The 13,586-nt window shown below is 68.9% G+C and carries 12 protein-coding genes, 1 tRNA gene and 1 pseudogene; 8 read left to right on the forward strand and 6 right to left on the reverse strand.

Annotated features, from left to right (window positions below):
- Window positions 1–8: 8 nt before the first annotated feature.
- The gene (locus ACFYWG_RS24925; RefSeq protein WP_389203667.1) at window positions 9–1,460 is read left to right on the forward strand and encodes an ArsA family ATPase; all 1,452 of its coding nucleotides are present in this window, start codon (window positions 9–11) and stop codon (window positions 1,458–1,460) included.
- A 171-nt stretch (window positions 1,461–1,631) separates the two neighbouring features.
- Here ACFYWG_RS24925 and wblA read toward each other — a convergent pair whose 3' ends face one another.
- Window positions 1,632–1,970, reverse strand: a complete 339-nt coding sequence (gene wblA, locus ACFYWG_RS24930; protein ID WP_333932195.1) for a transcriptional regulator WblA — start codon at window positions 1,968–1,970, stop codon at window positions 1,632–1,634.
- 407 nt (window positions 1,971–2,377) lie between these two features.
- Here wblA and ACFYWG_RS24935 point away from each other — a divergent pair, with 407 nt between their 5' ends.
- The gene (locus ACFYWG_RS24935; RefSeq protein WP_389203670.1) at window positions 2,378–4,669 is read left to right on the forward strand and encodes a transglycosylase domain-containing protein; all 2,292 of its coding nucleotides are present in this window, start codon (window positions 2,378–2,380) and stop codon (window positions 4,667–4,669) included.
- A 298-nt stretch (window positions 4,670–4,967) separates the two neighbouring features.
- Here ACFYWG_RS24935 and ACFYWG_RS24940 read toward each other — a convergent pair whose 3' ends face one another.
- Window positions 4,968–5,432, reverse strand: coding sequence for a GatB/YqeY domain-containing protein (locus tag ACFYWG_RS24940; protein WP_376328139.1), 465 nt, complete (start codon window positions 5,430–5,432; stop codon window positions 4,968–4,970).
- A gap of 156 nt (window positions 5,433–5,588) precedes the next feature.
- Here ACFYWG_RS24940 and ACFYWG_RS24945 point away from each other — a divergent pair, with 156 nt between their 5' ends.
- From ACFYWG_RS24945 to ACFYWG_RS24955, 3 genes are all read left to right on the forward strand, one after another.
- Complete coding sequence (locus tag ACFYWG_RS24945) at window positions 5,589–6,527, forward strand: metallophosphoesterase (RefSeq protein WP_385412037.1); 939 nt, start codon at window positions 5,589–5,591, stop codon at window positions 6,525–6,527.
- 98 nt (window positions 6,528–6,625) lie between these two features.
- Window positions 6,626–7,399, forward strand: coding sequence for a Pr6Pr family membrane protein (locus tag ACFYWG_RS24950; protein ID WP_383509817.1), 774 nt, complete (start codon window positions 6,626–6,628; stop codon window positions 7,397–7,399).
- Window positions 7,400–7,446: 47 nt separating this feature from the next.
- Window positions 7,447–7,520 (forward strand) — tRNA-Pro (locus ACFYWG_RS24955).
- A gap of 97 nt (window positions 7,521–7,617) precedes the next feature.
- Here ACFYWG_RS24955 and ACFYWG_RS24960 read toward each other — a convergent pair.
- Window positions 7,618–8,037 (reverse strand): annotated as a pseudogene (locus ACFYWG_RS24960) (tyrosine-type recombinase/integrase); the annotation flags it as partial.
- 93 nt (window positions 8,038–8,130) lie between these two features.
- Here ACFYWG_RS24960 and ACFYWG_RS24965 point away from each other — a divergent pair.
- Both ACFYWG_RS24965 and ACFYWG_RS24970 read left to right on the forward strand, forming a co-directional pair.
- Window positions 8,131–8,829, forward strand: coding sequence for a hypothetical protein (locus tag ACFYWG_RS24965; protein WP_389203673.1), 699 nt, complete (start codon window positions 8,131–8,133; stop codon window positions 8,827–8,829).
- Window positions 8,830–9,231: 402 nt separating this feature from the next.
- A complete protein-coding gene (locus ACFYWG_RS24970) occupies window positions 9,232–9,894 on the forward strand; it encodes a hypothetical protein (protein ID WP_389203675.1) in 663 nt (220 codons plus the stop codon).
- A gap of 813 nt (window positions 9,895–10,707) precedes the next feature.
- Here ACFYWG_RS24970 and ACFYWG_RS24975 read toward each other — a convergent pair.
- Complete coding sequence (locus ACFYWG_RS24975) at window positions 10,708–11,091, reverse strand: hypothetical protein (RefSeq protein ID WP_389203677.1); 384 nt, start codon at window positions 11,089–11,091, stop codon at window positions 10,708–10,710.
- A gap of 238 nt (window positions 11,092–11,329) precedes the next feature.
- On the opposite strand from ACFYWG_RS24975, the gene ACFYWG_RS24980 reads away from it, so the two are divergent.
- Window positions 11,330–12,010 carry a hypothetical protein gene (locus ACFYWG_RS24980; RefSeq protein WP_389203679.1) on the forward strand — a complete coding sequence of 227 codons (681 nt, stop codon included), beginning with the start codon at window positions 11,330–11,332 and terminating at the stop codon, window positions 12,008–12,010.
- 456 nt (window positions 12,011–12,466) lie between these two features.
- On the opposite strand, the gene ACFYWG_RS24985 is transcribed toward ACFYWG_RS24980, so the two are convergent.
- Together ACFYWG_RS24985 and ACFYWG_RS24990 are read right to left on the reverse strand one after the other, a co-directional pair.
- Complete coding sequence (locus tag ACFYWG_RS24985; protein ID WP_389203681.1) at window positions 12,467–12,853, reverse strand: TraR/DksA family transcriptional regulator; 387 nt, start codon at window positions 12,851–12,853, stop codon at window positions 12,467–12,469.
- Window positions 12,854–13,128: 275 nt separating this feature from the next.
- Window positions 13,129–13,536 (reverse strand): hypothetical protein, encoded by a 408-nt coding sequence (locus ACFYWG_RS24990; protein ID WP_385412013.1) that lies wholly within the window; start codon window positions 13,534–13,536, stop codon window positions 13,129–13,131.
- Window positions 13,537–13,586: the final 50 nt, after the last annotated feature.

A 13,586-nucleotide genomic window follows, 5' to 3' on the forward strand; every position in this document is an offset into this window, starting at 1 on the left:
GGGATGAAATGAGTCGTCCGGACCCGGCCCACACGCACGACCAGGCCCGTCACCACCTCACCCCCGCCCGCCTGCTGGACGTCGACCCGCTGCTCCAGGACCGGCGGACCCGGATCGTGGTCTGCTGCGGCTCGGGCGGGGTCGGGAAGACCACGACCGCGGCGGCGCTGGGGCTGCGTGCGGCCGAGCGGGGCCGCAAGGTCGTCGTCCTGACCATCGACCCGGCCCGCCGGCTGGCCCAGTCCATGGGCATCGACTCGCTGGACAACACCCCGCGCCGCGTGAAGGGCATCGACGACGCCGCGGGCGGCGAGCTGCACGCGATGATGCTGGACATGAAGCGCACCTTCGACGAGATCGTCGAGGCGCACGCGGACCGCGAGCGGGCGGCCGCCATCCTGAACAACCCCTTCTACCAGTCGCTCTCGGCGGGCTTCGCGGGCACGCAGGAGTACATGGCGATGGAGAAGCTCGGGCAGCTGCGCGCCCGGGACGAGTGGGACCTGATCGTCGTCGACACCCCGCCCTCGCGCTCGGCGCTGGACTTCCTGGACGCTCCCAAGCGGCTGGGGTCGTTCCTGGACGGGCGGCTGATCCGGCTGCTGACGGCTCCGGCGAAGCTGGGCGGCCGGGCCGGCATGAAGTTCCTGAACGTCGGGATGTCCATGATGACCGGCACCCTGGGCAAGCTGCTCGGCGGTCAGCTCCTGAAGGACGTCCAGACGTTCGTCTCCGCGATGGACACGACGTTCGGCGGCTTCCGCACCCGCGCGGACGCGACGTACAAGCTGCTGCAGGCGCCCGGGACGGCGTTCCTCGTGGTCGCGGCCCCGGAGCGGGACGCGCTGCGCGAGGCCGCCTACTTCGTGGAACGGCTGGCCGCGGAGGACATGCCGCTGGCCGGTCTGGTGCTCAACCGGGTGCACGGCAGCGGCGCCGACGGGCTGTCCGCCGAGCGGGCGCTGGCCGCCGCGGAAAATCTTGAAGAAGCCCGCATTGTGGATCAGGGGGACGGGAAAGCACTACTTCGTAACTCCCCCGACGCACAGGACAGTTCAGACTCTCCCACGCCCGGAACCCCAGTACGTGACGCCGCTCAGGCTCCCGAGTCCGGCTCCCCCGCCGAGAACAGCGAGAACGCCGAGGGCGGCGACGACAGCGAGAACACCGAGGCCGCCGCGCAGGACGAGGGGGCCGTCGACCGGCTCACCGCGGGCCTGCTGCGGCTGCACGCGGACCGTATGCAACTGCTCTCCCGCGAGCAGCGCACGCGGGACCGCTTCACCGCGCTGCACCCCGAGGTGGCCGTGACGGAGGTGGCCGCGCTGCCGGGTGACGTGCACGACCTCGCGGGACTGCGCGAGATCGGCGACCGGCTCGCGGCAGGCGAGCGCGAACTGCCCGACCCGGCCGTACCGGCCGCGACGGAGCCGGACGACACATCCGAGGCGACTGCCTGAGGACGCCGTCGCCGCGTGCCGGGCAGGGCCCGGTGCCGTTCGGTGCCGGGCCGCGTGCCCGACCACAGATGGACGGCTGCGTGACCCGGTGGTGGTGACGAGTGAGCGTGACCGCCGGCGGCGGGCCCCGTGAAGGGCCCTCGGCCTCCGGCGGCTCCCGGCGGGAGCCGCTCAGCTCACCGCCGCGTAGTTCTCGTACACCTCGTCGTCGTCGAGGGGGAGGACACCGCACCCCCGCTCGTACTCCGTACGCGCCGTCTCCAGCAGCCGGCGCCAGGAGGTCACGGTGGGCCGCCTGCGCAGCAGTGCGCGGCGCTCCCGTTCCGTCATTCCTCCCCACACGCCGAACTCGACGCGGTTGTCCAGCGCGTCGGCCAGGCACTCCGTGCGCACCGGGCATCCGGTGCACACCGCCTTGGCCCTGTTCTGCGCTGCTCCCTGAACGAACAGTTCATCCGGATCGGTAGTGCGGCAGGCCGCCTGCGCACTCCAGTCGGTTACCCAGCCCATACCGGCGCCGTCCTCTCCCGAATCGAGGCTCCCCCACGGCGGCAGCGGCATATTCACCGCCGCCAGTTGAGGACGTTACGGAAGGTGGGCAGAGCGCAACACCCCCAGCGGGCCCAATCTTGAATGGTCCGAACGGACTATGGGTAAGCGGCAGATCACCCGGGGGAGTGAGCTGGCGACATACGCAACTTTCCCGTCAAAACGGGACAGTTCAGTTGCGTCACATCGGACGCCGTATGACACACAAGGCGGATTCGGACACGTCCCGATCAGAAAGTCGGGGAACATCCGGAACGATTCGGGGTCGCCGGACGTATGGATACGTGACCGCGCTGCTGTGACAGTCGAGAGCAGCTTAGGCCAAGGCATATACGCCTGTCCGGCGAATGAGAACGTAGGCTGCCCTCATGCCAAACAAGCGCTCGGGCGGTGGTCTGTCTCCCACGCAGCAGGCCGCCAAGTTCCTCGGTGTCAGTGTCCTGGCGGGGGCGGTGCTGGCCGGCCTCGCCCTGCCCGCGGTGGGCGCGCTGGGGCTGGCGGCGAAGGGATCCGTCGAAAGCTTCGACGAGCTCCCGGCCAATATGAAGACGCCGCCGCTGAGTCAGCGCACCACCATCCTCGACGCCGAGGGCGGCCCGATCGCCACGGTCTACTCGCGCGACCGCACGGTCGTCCCCCTCAAGGACGTCTCGCCGTACATGCAGAAGGCGATCGTCGCGATCGAGGACTCCCGCTTCTACCAGCACGGCGCGGTCGACCTGAAGGGCGTCCTGCGCGCCCTGAACAAGAACGCGCAGACCGGCGGGGTCTCCGAGGGCGCCTCCACCCTGACGCAGCAGTACGTGAAGAACGTCTTCGTCGAGGAGGCGGGCAACGACCCGACCAAGGTCGCCCAGGCCACCCAGCAGACCATCGGCCGCAAGATCCGCGAGCTCAAGTACGCGATCCAGGTCGAGGAGGAGCTGGGCAAGAAGAAGATCCTCGAGAACTACCTGAACATCACGTTCTTCGGCCAGCAGGCCTACGGCATCGAGGCCGCGTCCCGCCGCTACTTCTCCAAGCCCGCCAAGGACCTGAACATCCAGGAGTCGGCCCTGCTGGCCGGCATCGTCCAGTCGCCCAGCCGGTACGACCCGGTCAACGACGAGGCGGAGGCCACCCAGCGGCGCAACATCGTGCTGCAGCGGATGGCCGAGGTGGGTGACATCTCCCGGGCCCAGGCCGACGAGGCCGGCCGGGCACCGCTCGGCCTGAAGGTCAGCAAGCCCAAGAACGGCTGCATCACGGCCGTGAAGGGCGCGGGCTTCTTCTGCGACTACGTGCGCGAGGTCTTCCTCACCGACCCGGTCTTCGGCAAGACGCGGAAGCAGCGCGCGAAGGTCTGGAACCAGGGCGGCCTCACCATCCGCACCACCCTGGACCCGCAGGCCCAGGACGCGGCGCAGGACTCCATCCGGGACCACGTCTACAAGAGCGACGAGGTGGCCACCGCCGCCACCGTGGTCCAGCCGGGCACCGGCAAGATCCTCGCCATGGGCCAGTCGCGTCCGTACGGCTTCAAGAAGAACGAGACGCAGATCAACCTCTCCGTCGACCAGGCGATGGGCGGCGGCATGGGCTACCAGCCCGGTTCGACGTTCAAGCCGATCGTGGCGGCGGCGGCACTCGAGGACGGCATGCCGGCGAACAAGGTCTACTCCTCGCCGTACCAGATGCCGTACCCGAGCCCGGTCTCGGCCTGCGAGGGCAAGCAGTGGATGAACGACCCCGGCAACCCGGCCCGGCTGGAGAACGAGAACGAGTCGGAGGTCGGCCCGTACGACATGCGCGAGGCGACCGCCAAGTCGGTCAACACCTACTACGTGCAGATGATCAGTGACATCGGCATCTGCCCGGTGACGACGATGGCGAAGAAAATGGGCGTCCAGCGCGCCGACGGCAACAAGATGCCGCAGGTGCCGTCCATCGCCCTCGGCACCCAGGAGATGTCCCCGCTGACCATGGCGAACGGGTACGCCACCTTCGCCTCGCGCGGCATGTACTGCACGCCGATCGCCATCGAGTCGGTCAGCCGGCGGATCGGCGACAAGACGAAGTCGCTGCCGGTGCCGAAGTCGACCTGCTCGCGTGCGATGTCGGAGAAGACCGCCGACACGATCAACGCGCTGCTCAAGGGCGTGGTCGAGGACGGCACCGGTTCGAAGGCGGGCCTCGGCGGCCGTCCCAGCGCGGGCAAGACCGGTACGACGGACGAGCGCTACGCGGCCTGGTTCGTGGGCTACACGCCGAACATGGCCGGCGCGGTGTGGGTCGGCGACCCGGCGCACAAGCGCAAGATGACCGGCATCACCATCGGCGGCCGCTCGTACGGCAAGGTCTTCGGTGGCGAGGTGCCGGGCCCGATCTGGCGGGACATGATGTCCGGCGCGCTGGCGGGCAAGCCGGTCGAGGACTTCAACGACGTCCGCATCCCCAGCGGCATCGACCGCGACCGGGACCGCGGCGACGACGACGGCGACCGTGACGACGGCGGCAACGGCGACGACGGTTTCATCGGCGGCCTGGTCGGGGGCAACAACGGCGGCGGTGGCGGGGGCGACAACCCCTTCCCGACGCCTTCGTTCTCCATCCCGGAGGGCCTCTTCCGCGGCCAGGGCAACGGCGGTGGCAACGGCAACGGGGGCGGCGGCTTCCGCTGACGCGGGCGGCTTCCGCCGGGCAGTGACACGAGAGCGGCCCCCTTCCACCGGGTGGTGGAGGGGGGCCGTGTCGTCTTCAGCCGAGCGGAGGCCGGGCCTGAGGCGGACCGGCTTAAGGGACCGGAGTCCGGGCCTGAGGCGGACCGGAGGCCGGACTCGGAAGCGGGACCGGAGGCCGGGCCCCGAGGCGGGACCCGGAAGCCGGACCGTAGGCGGGACCCGGAAGCCGGACCAGCAGGACCGCAAGCCGGACTCGAAGCCCGACCAGAAGCCGGGGCCGTCCGCTCGGGGCGGTGGCTCAGCCGGCCAGGAGCTTCTTCACCACGGCGGCGACGCGGCCGCCCTCGGCCTGCCCGGCCACCTTCGGGTTCACGATCTTCATGACCGCGCCCATGGCCCGCGGCCCCTCCGCACCGGCCGCCTTGGCCTCCTCGACGGCCTGGGCCACGATCCGCTGGAGCTCGTCGTCGGACAGCTGCTGGGGCAGGTAGCCGGCGAGGACCTCGCCCTCCGCCTTCTCCCGCTCGGCCTGCTCGGGACGCCCACCCTGCGCGAAGGCCTCGGCCGCCTCGCGGCGCTTCTTCGCCTCGCGGGTGATCACCTTCTGGACCTCGTCGTCGGAGAGCTCGCGCTTCTCCTTGCCCGCGACCTCCTCCTTGGTGATCGCGGCGAGCGTCAGCCGGAGCGTCGAGGAGCGGAGCTCGTCGCGCTCCTTGATCGCGGCGTTGAGGTCATCCTGCAGCTTCGACTTGAGCGTGGTCATGGGGTGATTGTCGCAGGTGCGCGGTGGAAGGCGCCCCCGGATTAAGCGGTCCCGCCGCCGCCCCGCCCGGGAACGGCGGGGCAAGAACCCCTTCCGGCGGGCCACTTCGCCCACCGCCGTACCCGGACAGCCCTGCCGGTCTGACACGATGGTCGTATGCGCGCGCGATACGGAGTCCCCCTGGGCATCGCGGCGGCTGGCGCCGCCGGTCTGGTCTACGCCGCGGGTTTCGAGGCCCGCTCCTTCCGCCTCCGCCGGGTCACCGTCCCGGTCCTGCCCCCGGGGATGCGCCCCCTGCGTGTGCTCCAGGTCTCCGACATCCACATGGTCGGCGGGCAGCGCAAGAAGCAGCGCTGGCTGCGCTCCCTGGCCGGCCTGCGCCCCGACTTCGTGATCAACACGGGCGACAACCTGTCCGACCCCGAGGGCGTCCCCGAGGTCCTGGACGCGCTCGGCCCCCTGATGGAGTTCCCGGGCGCGTACGTCTTCGGCTCCAACGACTACTACGGCCCCAAGCTGCGCAACCCGGCCCGCTACCTGAAGGAGAAGGCCCAGGGCCGCCACGGCTTGAACGGCAACCCGCCCGCCCGGGGCGTGGTGCACAACCCGTGGGAGGACCTGCGGGACGGGTTCGACGCGGCGGGCTGGCTCAACCTGACCAACACCCGGGGCGAGCTGAAGCTCACGGGCGGGACGGTGGAGCTGACGGGCCTGGACGACCCGCACATCAAGAGGGACCGCTACGCGCGGGTGGCCGGCGGGCCGTCCGACTCGGCCGACTTCTCGATGGGCGTGGTGCACGCACCGTACCTGCGCACCCTGGACGCCTTCACGGCCGACGCGTACCCGCTGATCCTCGCCGGCCACACCCACGGCGGGCAGCTGTGCATCCCCTTCTACGGCGCCCTGGTCACCAACTGCGACCTGGACACGGACCGGGTGAAGGGCCTGTCCACGCACACGGCCGAGGGGCACACCTCCTACCTGCACGTCTCGGCGGGCTGCGGCACGAACCGCTACACCCCGGTCCGCTTCGCGTGCCCGCCGGAGGCGACGCTGCTGACGCTGGTGGACCGGGACCAGGGGCGACGCTAGCGAGCCGGGCGTGACGGGGGCGGGTGGAGCGGGGCCTGGATCACCCACTCGGCTCCGCCCGCATCGCCCCCTATGTCCGGTTCTGCCAGCGTGGGGGCATGACAGCCCCGATACCCAGGGACATACCGGACCTCCCCGCGATTCCGGGCAAGCCCGCGCTGAAGCCGACGCCCGTGCCGGCCACGGCCGTCGTCACCCCGGTCCGCCGCCCCGCGGCCACGGTGTTCCGCCTGCTGGTCGCCGCCGCGGCGGCCGGGGCGGTGACGCTGGAGCTGGTCCTCGGCGACGCGTCCCGGGCCCTCGGCTACTTCGCCGTTCAGAGCAACATCCTGCTCGCAGTCGTCATGCTCCTGTCGGCCCGCCGCGCCTGGACGGCCAGCCGCCCGCTGCCGGGCGCCCTCCTGGGCGCGACGCTGCTCTACGTGGTGATCGCGGCGGCGGTGCACCACCTGCTCCTGGCGAACGACGCGAGCCCCTTCGCCCTCACCGGCGAGGCGGCGGCCGAGCCGACCGGCTGGCGGGCGCTCTCCCAGGCCGTCCTGCACACCGTGACGCCCGTCGCGGCGGTACTGGACTGGCTCCTGCTCACGACCCCCGGCCGGCTGCACCTGCGCCAGGCCAGCACGTGGCTGCTCTACCCCCTGGCCTACCTGGCCTTCAGCCTGGGCAGAGGCGAGCTGCTCCTGCCCGGTTCCACCGACCAGTACCTCTACCCCTTCCTGGACGTCGGCCAGGACGGCTACAAGAAGGTCCTCGGCAACGCCCTGCTGCTGGGCCTGGCCTTCTACGCCCTGGCGCTGCTGCTGGTGGGGCTGGACCACGCCCGCCCGAACCTCATGCGCCACCGCGGCAAAACCGGATTTCGTCTCTAGCCACCGGTGGGCTAAAGTAAACGACGTCGCCGCGACAGCAGCGACATCGGGGTGTAGCGCAGCTTGGCAGCGCGCTTCGTTCGGGACGAAGAGGTCGTGGGTTCAAATCCCGCCACCCCGACAGCCGAAGCAGCAGGTGAGGTACCTAGGAAAGCTCCTAGGTACCTCACCTGTTTTCGTGTGCGTGTCTATCTGCGTGACTACCGGTTCCCGCGTGTCTACGGCCGCTGCGGATCAGCGCCGAAGATCCCGTCCTTGACCACGGCGCCGGTCTGGATCACGGGCCGGATCTGCTTCCGGTAAACCTCCTCGGTCACGGCCGTTCCGGAGTGCCCGACGAGCCGGGAGATCACTTCCAGCGGGACGCCACGATCGGACAGCAGGGACACGAAGCTGTGCCGGAGCTCCCGGGGTGTCCACTCCTCCGCGTTGATCCCGTCGATGCCCTTGAGCGCCTGGCGGAAGGCGCGGCGGAAGTTGGCGGCGTCGAGCGGCTTACCCACGGCCGAGGAGAAGACGAGCCCGTGTTCCTCCCACTTGTCGCCGGCCGCCAGCCGATCCCACCCCTGATCTTTTCTCCAGACGCCAAGCGGCCTCCGGAGCCATGTTGGTTGCCGAAGCCGTCGAAGACTGTGCCGCATCGTTGGCCGAGCGTCGTTGTTCGCCAGTATCGGCAAGCCTGAACACCGGAGTTGGCCTCCCGCCTTCTCCCTACGGGGCACGATGGAGTCATGGCACCCACCGACCTGTCTCGCCTGCAGTTGCCGCGCGCGTGCCGTGAGGCTCTTGTCAAGCAGCGATCAGAGCGGATCGACGGTCACACCATCCCCATCGCCACCGACTGGTGGAATGCCGAGATAGCCGCCGCTCACCTGCCTGGTGCGCCCGTGACCGGACGAGATGTCACGCAGCTCAGTCGCGGTGACCTATTCAGGGATGCGGCCACCCTTGATGCGGGCCGGGAAGAGGAGCTGCTGCGATTTCTGTGGCGAGTCCTCGCCTGGGGCAGCGGCATGAGGCTCCGCCTCAACCGCCAGCGCATCCGAGCGGTGGCGAATAACCTGTCCTCAGTCGTGGCGGCTCTGCGCCAGGCTCTGCAGGTGGCTCGCGAAGATCCGGCCCACGCGTACGAAGCTCTGCGCCCGGGAGGTCGCAACGCCATTGCGTATCTGGGCCCGGCGTTCTCGACCAAGGTCTTGTATTTCGCCGGCAGTGGCGCTCTCGACCACCCGTGCGTGATCCTCGACTCCCAGGTAGCCGCCACGCTCAGGGACATCTGCAAGTGGGACTCACTCGGTGAGGACGGATGGCCCACCAGCACCTACGTCCGGTACTGCGCGCTCTTGGACCGCTGGGCCCACGAGGAGAGCAGGCAGCTCGGGCGCCGCATCGGCATCGACGAGATCGAACGCTGGCTGTTCAGGCCCTGACCGACCGATCTCTGTAGAGCTACGGATCAGATGGCTTCTGACATCCATCGCTGACATCAACGACGTCGGACGGGGACGTACACCCAGCGACTCTGTCCGGCCGCCGCACCAGTCGCCCACCGCAGTCAAAGCGGGCCCGGATCGAACTCCTAAAGCGGGTGTCGCGCTTCGGCAAGGCCGACGTCGTCACGATCATCGAAACCGGCGCCGAGAGATCCGCCGCCGAGCCATCGAAGTCAGCCAGTTCCACGCACCCCACCAGCCGCGCGACTACAACAGCCAAAGCGGCTGCATCCTGAAGTGGCCGCCATCAGCTTGCCGCCCCTGTGGCCCCAACTGCTGTCAGTGCAGCCGTTCACAGAGGATGATGCGTCTCACAACAGCACCATCCCAGGGGGGATCATGAGTACCAACATCACGCCGCCGCCGATGCCGGCTCAGCCGCCGCAGCCCGGCAAGAAGAGCCACACCAACGCCTACATCATCGGCGGCGCGGCCATCATTGCCGCCGCCGTCGTCGCCACAGGGATCGCCATCTCTGGCCGCAGCGACGACACAGCAAAGCCACAGCCCACCGTCACCGTGACGGAAACCGTCGAGCCCGAGGCCGCAGTCGAAGAGGACACCGCAGCAGCAACCGACCAGAGCACAGACGCCAAGGTCGGCGAGCAGGCTCGGAACGACGGAGCCGTCGTCAAGGTCACCAAGGTGGCAGAGGCCGACACCATCGTGCTCGCCGGAGCCCGCAAATCCGCAGGCGCCGACGCCAAATACGTCGTCCTCAAGACCGTCGTCAGCAACGAGGGAAAGGCCAGCATGGACCTGACGTGCTCGCTGCCCATCGTCAATGCGCTCATCGACGACCAGGGTCGGCGCTTCGACACGATCGAAGATCTTTACGACGTCGCCGGCAACCCAGAATGCAACGCGCAGTTGCAACCCGGCTTTGACGACGAGATGCAGTTCGTCTATCGCGTCCCAAAGGACGCGGTGGTCACAACATGGGAGTTCTCCGAGTACGACCTTGAGAACGAAGTGACACCCACCCTCGTCGACCTGACCTGACCAGCCACCATCGGGCCTCCACCCCTCAACCAGGAGTCGGGGGCCCTGTCGTGCTGTCAGTACCTGCCAGCACAGGCGAGGCGAGCGTGAGGTATGCGTCGATTAGGGGGCCTCCTGCGCACTCATTCGTGTGAGCACCGCACCACAAGCGCAACCAGATCGAGCGGGAACAGCGGGGAGTAGCGGTGAGAACGATCGAGCCCGACGAAGGACGCGCCAGTTGTATGCGCAGCTCAACGCCGTAGGAAGCGCAGAGCGCCACAGCTTCCCGAGCTGATAGCTCAGGCAGCGTCGTCACGGCTCAGCCGACGCTGCTTGCTCTGGTCGACGGCATGGCAGCGTGGCTGAGGCCGGTGGGGGTGCGGCGAGGCACACGCGCGCGTGGTCGGTCGGCGCGCCCGGCGTCGTGGCTGGCTGTCGTCGGCTGAGGTTCAGGAGACCTACGTCGAAGGCGCCCGCAGTCGGTCAGCCTGCCGGACCGTGATGGTTAATCCCTAGGCCGTCCGAGGTTCCCCGACGCCACTCGTCAGCGACCGACAGTGACAGATGGGGCCAGCCTCATCCCCGCAGCACTCTCTCGTACGGTTCGCAGGTCAAGATACCGGCCCGCCAGGCATCCAGGCGATGGCTGAGGTCAATTTCGGTTGCTGTGGGGTTTGGCGTGCTCTGTACTCGTCCACGAACGTCGAGCATCGCCCCCGACCTGCGAGGGAAGTTCACTGCCGGATATCTCCGGACTGCCACTAATCAAGCCCGAACAGCCAGCAACGCGGGAGTCAGATGCTGACTCGGGAACTCACACCCGCAGTCAAGCTACTCGGCATTGGGCTTCTCTGCCATGGGGAAGGCCGACACCGACGCCAGGAACTGTGCAGACGTGAAGTAGGGATTGTTGGTACCACCGAGCACCTCGATGAGGATCGCTTCCCCGTCGCACTCCATGACCCGGTACTGGTCACCGGCCCGGAGCACGAGGCTCTTGCCGTCCTCGCCGTCGGACACAACGTCGAAGACCTGGCCCTTCGTCGAGCACGGGGCATTCCGCTTCTTGGCCGCAGCCTTGACGGCTTTCCTGCCGGCTTCAGCACCTCGGCCGATGGCCCACCCGCTCACGGCAATGACGACGGCCAGCGTCCCAGGGCCGCCCACCTTCTTCGCCAGCGTCGTCATCGTCTGGTATCCCCCCAGATTGCCCACCCGTGCCTCCTCGTTGGCCGCGCACCAGCGTCAATCCTATGGAAGGTGGCCATCGGCGTGTCCACCAATTGTCACCCGATCGTGTAGCGGACCCCCGCCCCCCTGTCGGTCAATCAGAGTGTTGTCGACATCGAAGAGCGCCAGCACATGGTGGACACTACTTGGCGGTTCCTTGAGCCAGATCGGCAACCCTCGCTGGGATAGAAGACGCCGATGGCAAGCAATTACGATCTCGCGTATGCCTCCACACTCTCGCCTTCCCACTGTCATCGACGCCGCCAACGCCTTATCCGCCGGGCTACGAAACCCCTCGCTGCTGGTGGGCCTTCACCGCGACATCGACGGCTTGATCGGGAAGGACGGCAAGTCGCTCGGGCGCTCGACGAAGCAATACGCTCTGCGATGGGGAATCTTCACGATGTCCTACGCGGCCGTCGAAGCCTTCTTCAACGACGTCCTTGCCCTCGAACCGTCCCGGACGCGACATCTGCCGCTCAACCCGGACAAGATCCGCCATATTGGACAGCAGCACGCAGTCCGGCTCTTCACCAACGACTGGGGAGTCCGTACGAGAATTCTGGGCAACGCCCCCGGCAACCGATCGCGTTGGAAGGCCTACGTCGGCACCCAAGAGGTGCAGTCGTACCTCGCCGACATGAAGAGCCTCCGCGACATCCTGAGCCACGGCGGGGACCCATACACGGTGTCGAACCGCTCCGGAGCGTTGTGGCCCCTGAAGAGCGGCGGGCACTCCATGCGCCTCATGGGCGCTGAAGGCTTCATCCAAGCGTGCTGCGACCTCGCCTCGCAGACCGTGCTCGCCTACGGTGGGGACTCTGCCGACCTTCCCGAGTGGCCAGAGCCTGAGCGGTCGGGGCTCTCCGCGGAACGGCGTCCGCCACTGCCGCTGTTGCGCTGATCAGGTTAACGGCCCCAGCCGCGGCCCCCGGCACCGTCACCGCGGTTAGAAAGCGTGCGCCTGCCTACACGGAAGGGGGTGCACGGTCGGCTCCGGCAGGTCATCCGCTGGCCATCGACAAAGCCCGACTGTCGGTTAGGTCCCGGACGATTCTCCGGGCCGCCCCCAGACAGGCCGGGGATGCAACCATTCCTTACAGAGCTGGAACCCCCGGAAGCCGCCGGCGCGCTTGAGGCCATGGGCGCAAGCACTGACAACCGACTCGCCGGCGATCGACCGTCGAGCGGTGAGTGTCTAACTGCGTGACAACGCCAGCGAACATTGGCGGACGAGCGCGAACGTCTGCGGACCATCAGCGCAGGTGAGAGGCACATCATGCCAAGGCAGATCCTCCGCCCAAGTTGCTTCGGGACGAAGAGGTCGTGGGTTCAAATCCCGCCACCCCGACAGTCGCCTTCAACGAGCCGCGGACGCGCAGCGTACGCAGGTCTTCGCCGCCGGGCGGACTTCGAGGCGCTCCGCCGGGATCGGCTCACCGCACTGTTCGCAGCGCCCGTAGCCGCCTCTCTCCAGCCGTTCCAGGGCCCGGTCGAGATCGTTCAGATGCTCGCGCGCCTGGGACAGCAGGGCGGCGACGTGCGCCCGCTCGAAGGCCGTGCTCGCGCCCTCCGGGTCGTGCTCGTCGTCAATGGCCACCAGTGCGTTCGCCTCGACGATCCCTTCGAATTCGCGATTGAGGGCGGATATCTGCTGCAGCGTGCCGGCACGGTCGGCCTCGAGCAGCGCCCGCATCGACCCGCTCTGGGGGGCGGCGAAACCGGCATTGGTGGATTGATCGGTCATATGGGAGGAAACCTCATCGTCCTGTGCCGCATTCCCCGGTGCTCGGGCGACGACGGCGTCAGCGATGACATGGGCGGCCGGATCGGGTTGCGCAGCGGTTCTCGCGCGAGCGTGATCGCGTCGGCCGAGCGGTACCCGCGAGGAGCTGGTCGGCCTGCTCCGGTGCCCTGATCAGGCGGCGACTGGACTTTGCGGTTCCGGCTTGCCGGCCCGGGCGGACGCCGCCCACCCGGCGGGGTGCAGGCGGCCACCCGCGGCCGTCCGCGCACCGGTCCCTACGTCAGCGTGCCGGTCAGCGTCCCCGCCGCCGTGAGGGCGAGGAAGGCCGCGCCCCAGAGCATCGCGTGCCGTGTGCGGCGGTGCTTCACCGTGACGGTCGGGCGGGGGCCCGCGGCCAGGCTCAGCAGGAACAGGGACGGGGCGCAGGCCGCGCAGCCGGTCCACAGGAGGAGTTGGGGGAGCACGGCGTACTGGGCCGGGGTCAGGACGCCGGTGGTGATCGCCGTGAGGAGGGCGGTCAGCACCGCGCCCAGGGTCGCCAGGGTCAGGTTCGCCCGGTCGTCGGCCTTCGCCCGCTCCCGGCTCGCCGACGGCCTCGCTCCTCTTCCCTTCGGCGCGTGCCTTCTCGTCCGTTCGGCCGTGCCTGTGCGCCCTCCGGCTCGCCGGGTCTCGAGTGTGGTCATCAGCCCCCCTCGCTGGACAGCGGCAGACCCGAGTACCCCATATGCGGCCC

This window comes from Streptomyces sp. NPDC003456, from assembly GCF_042878735.1.
GTDB lineage: Bacteria > Actinomycetota > Actinomycetes > Streptomycetales > Streptomycetaceae > Streptomyces.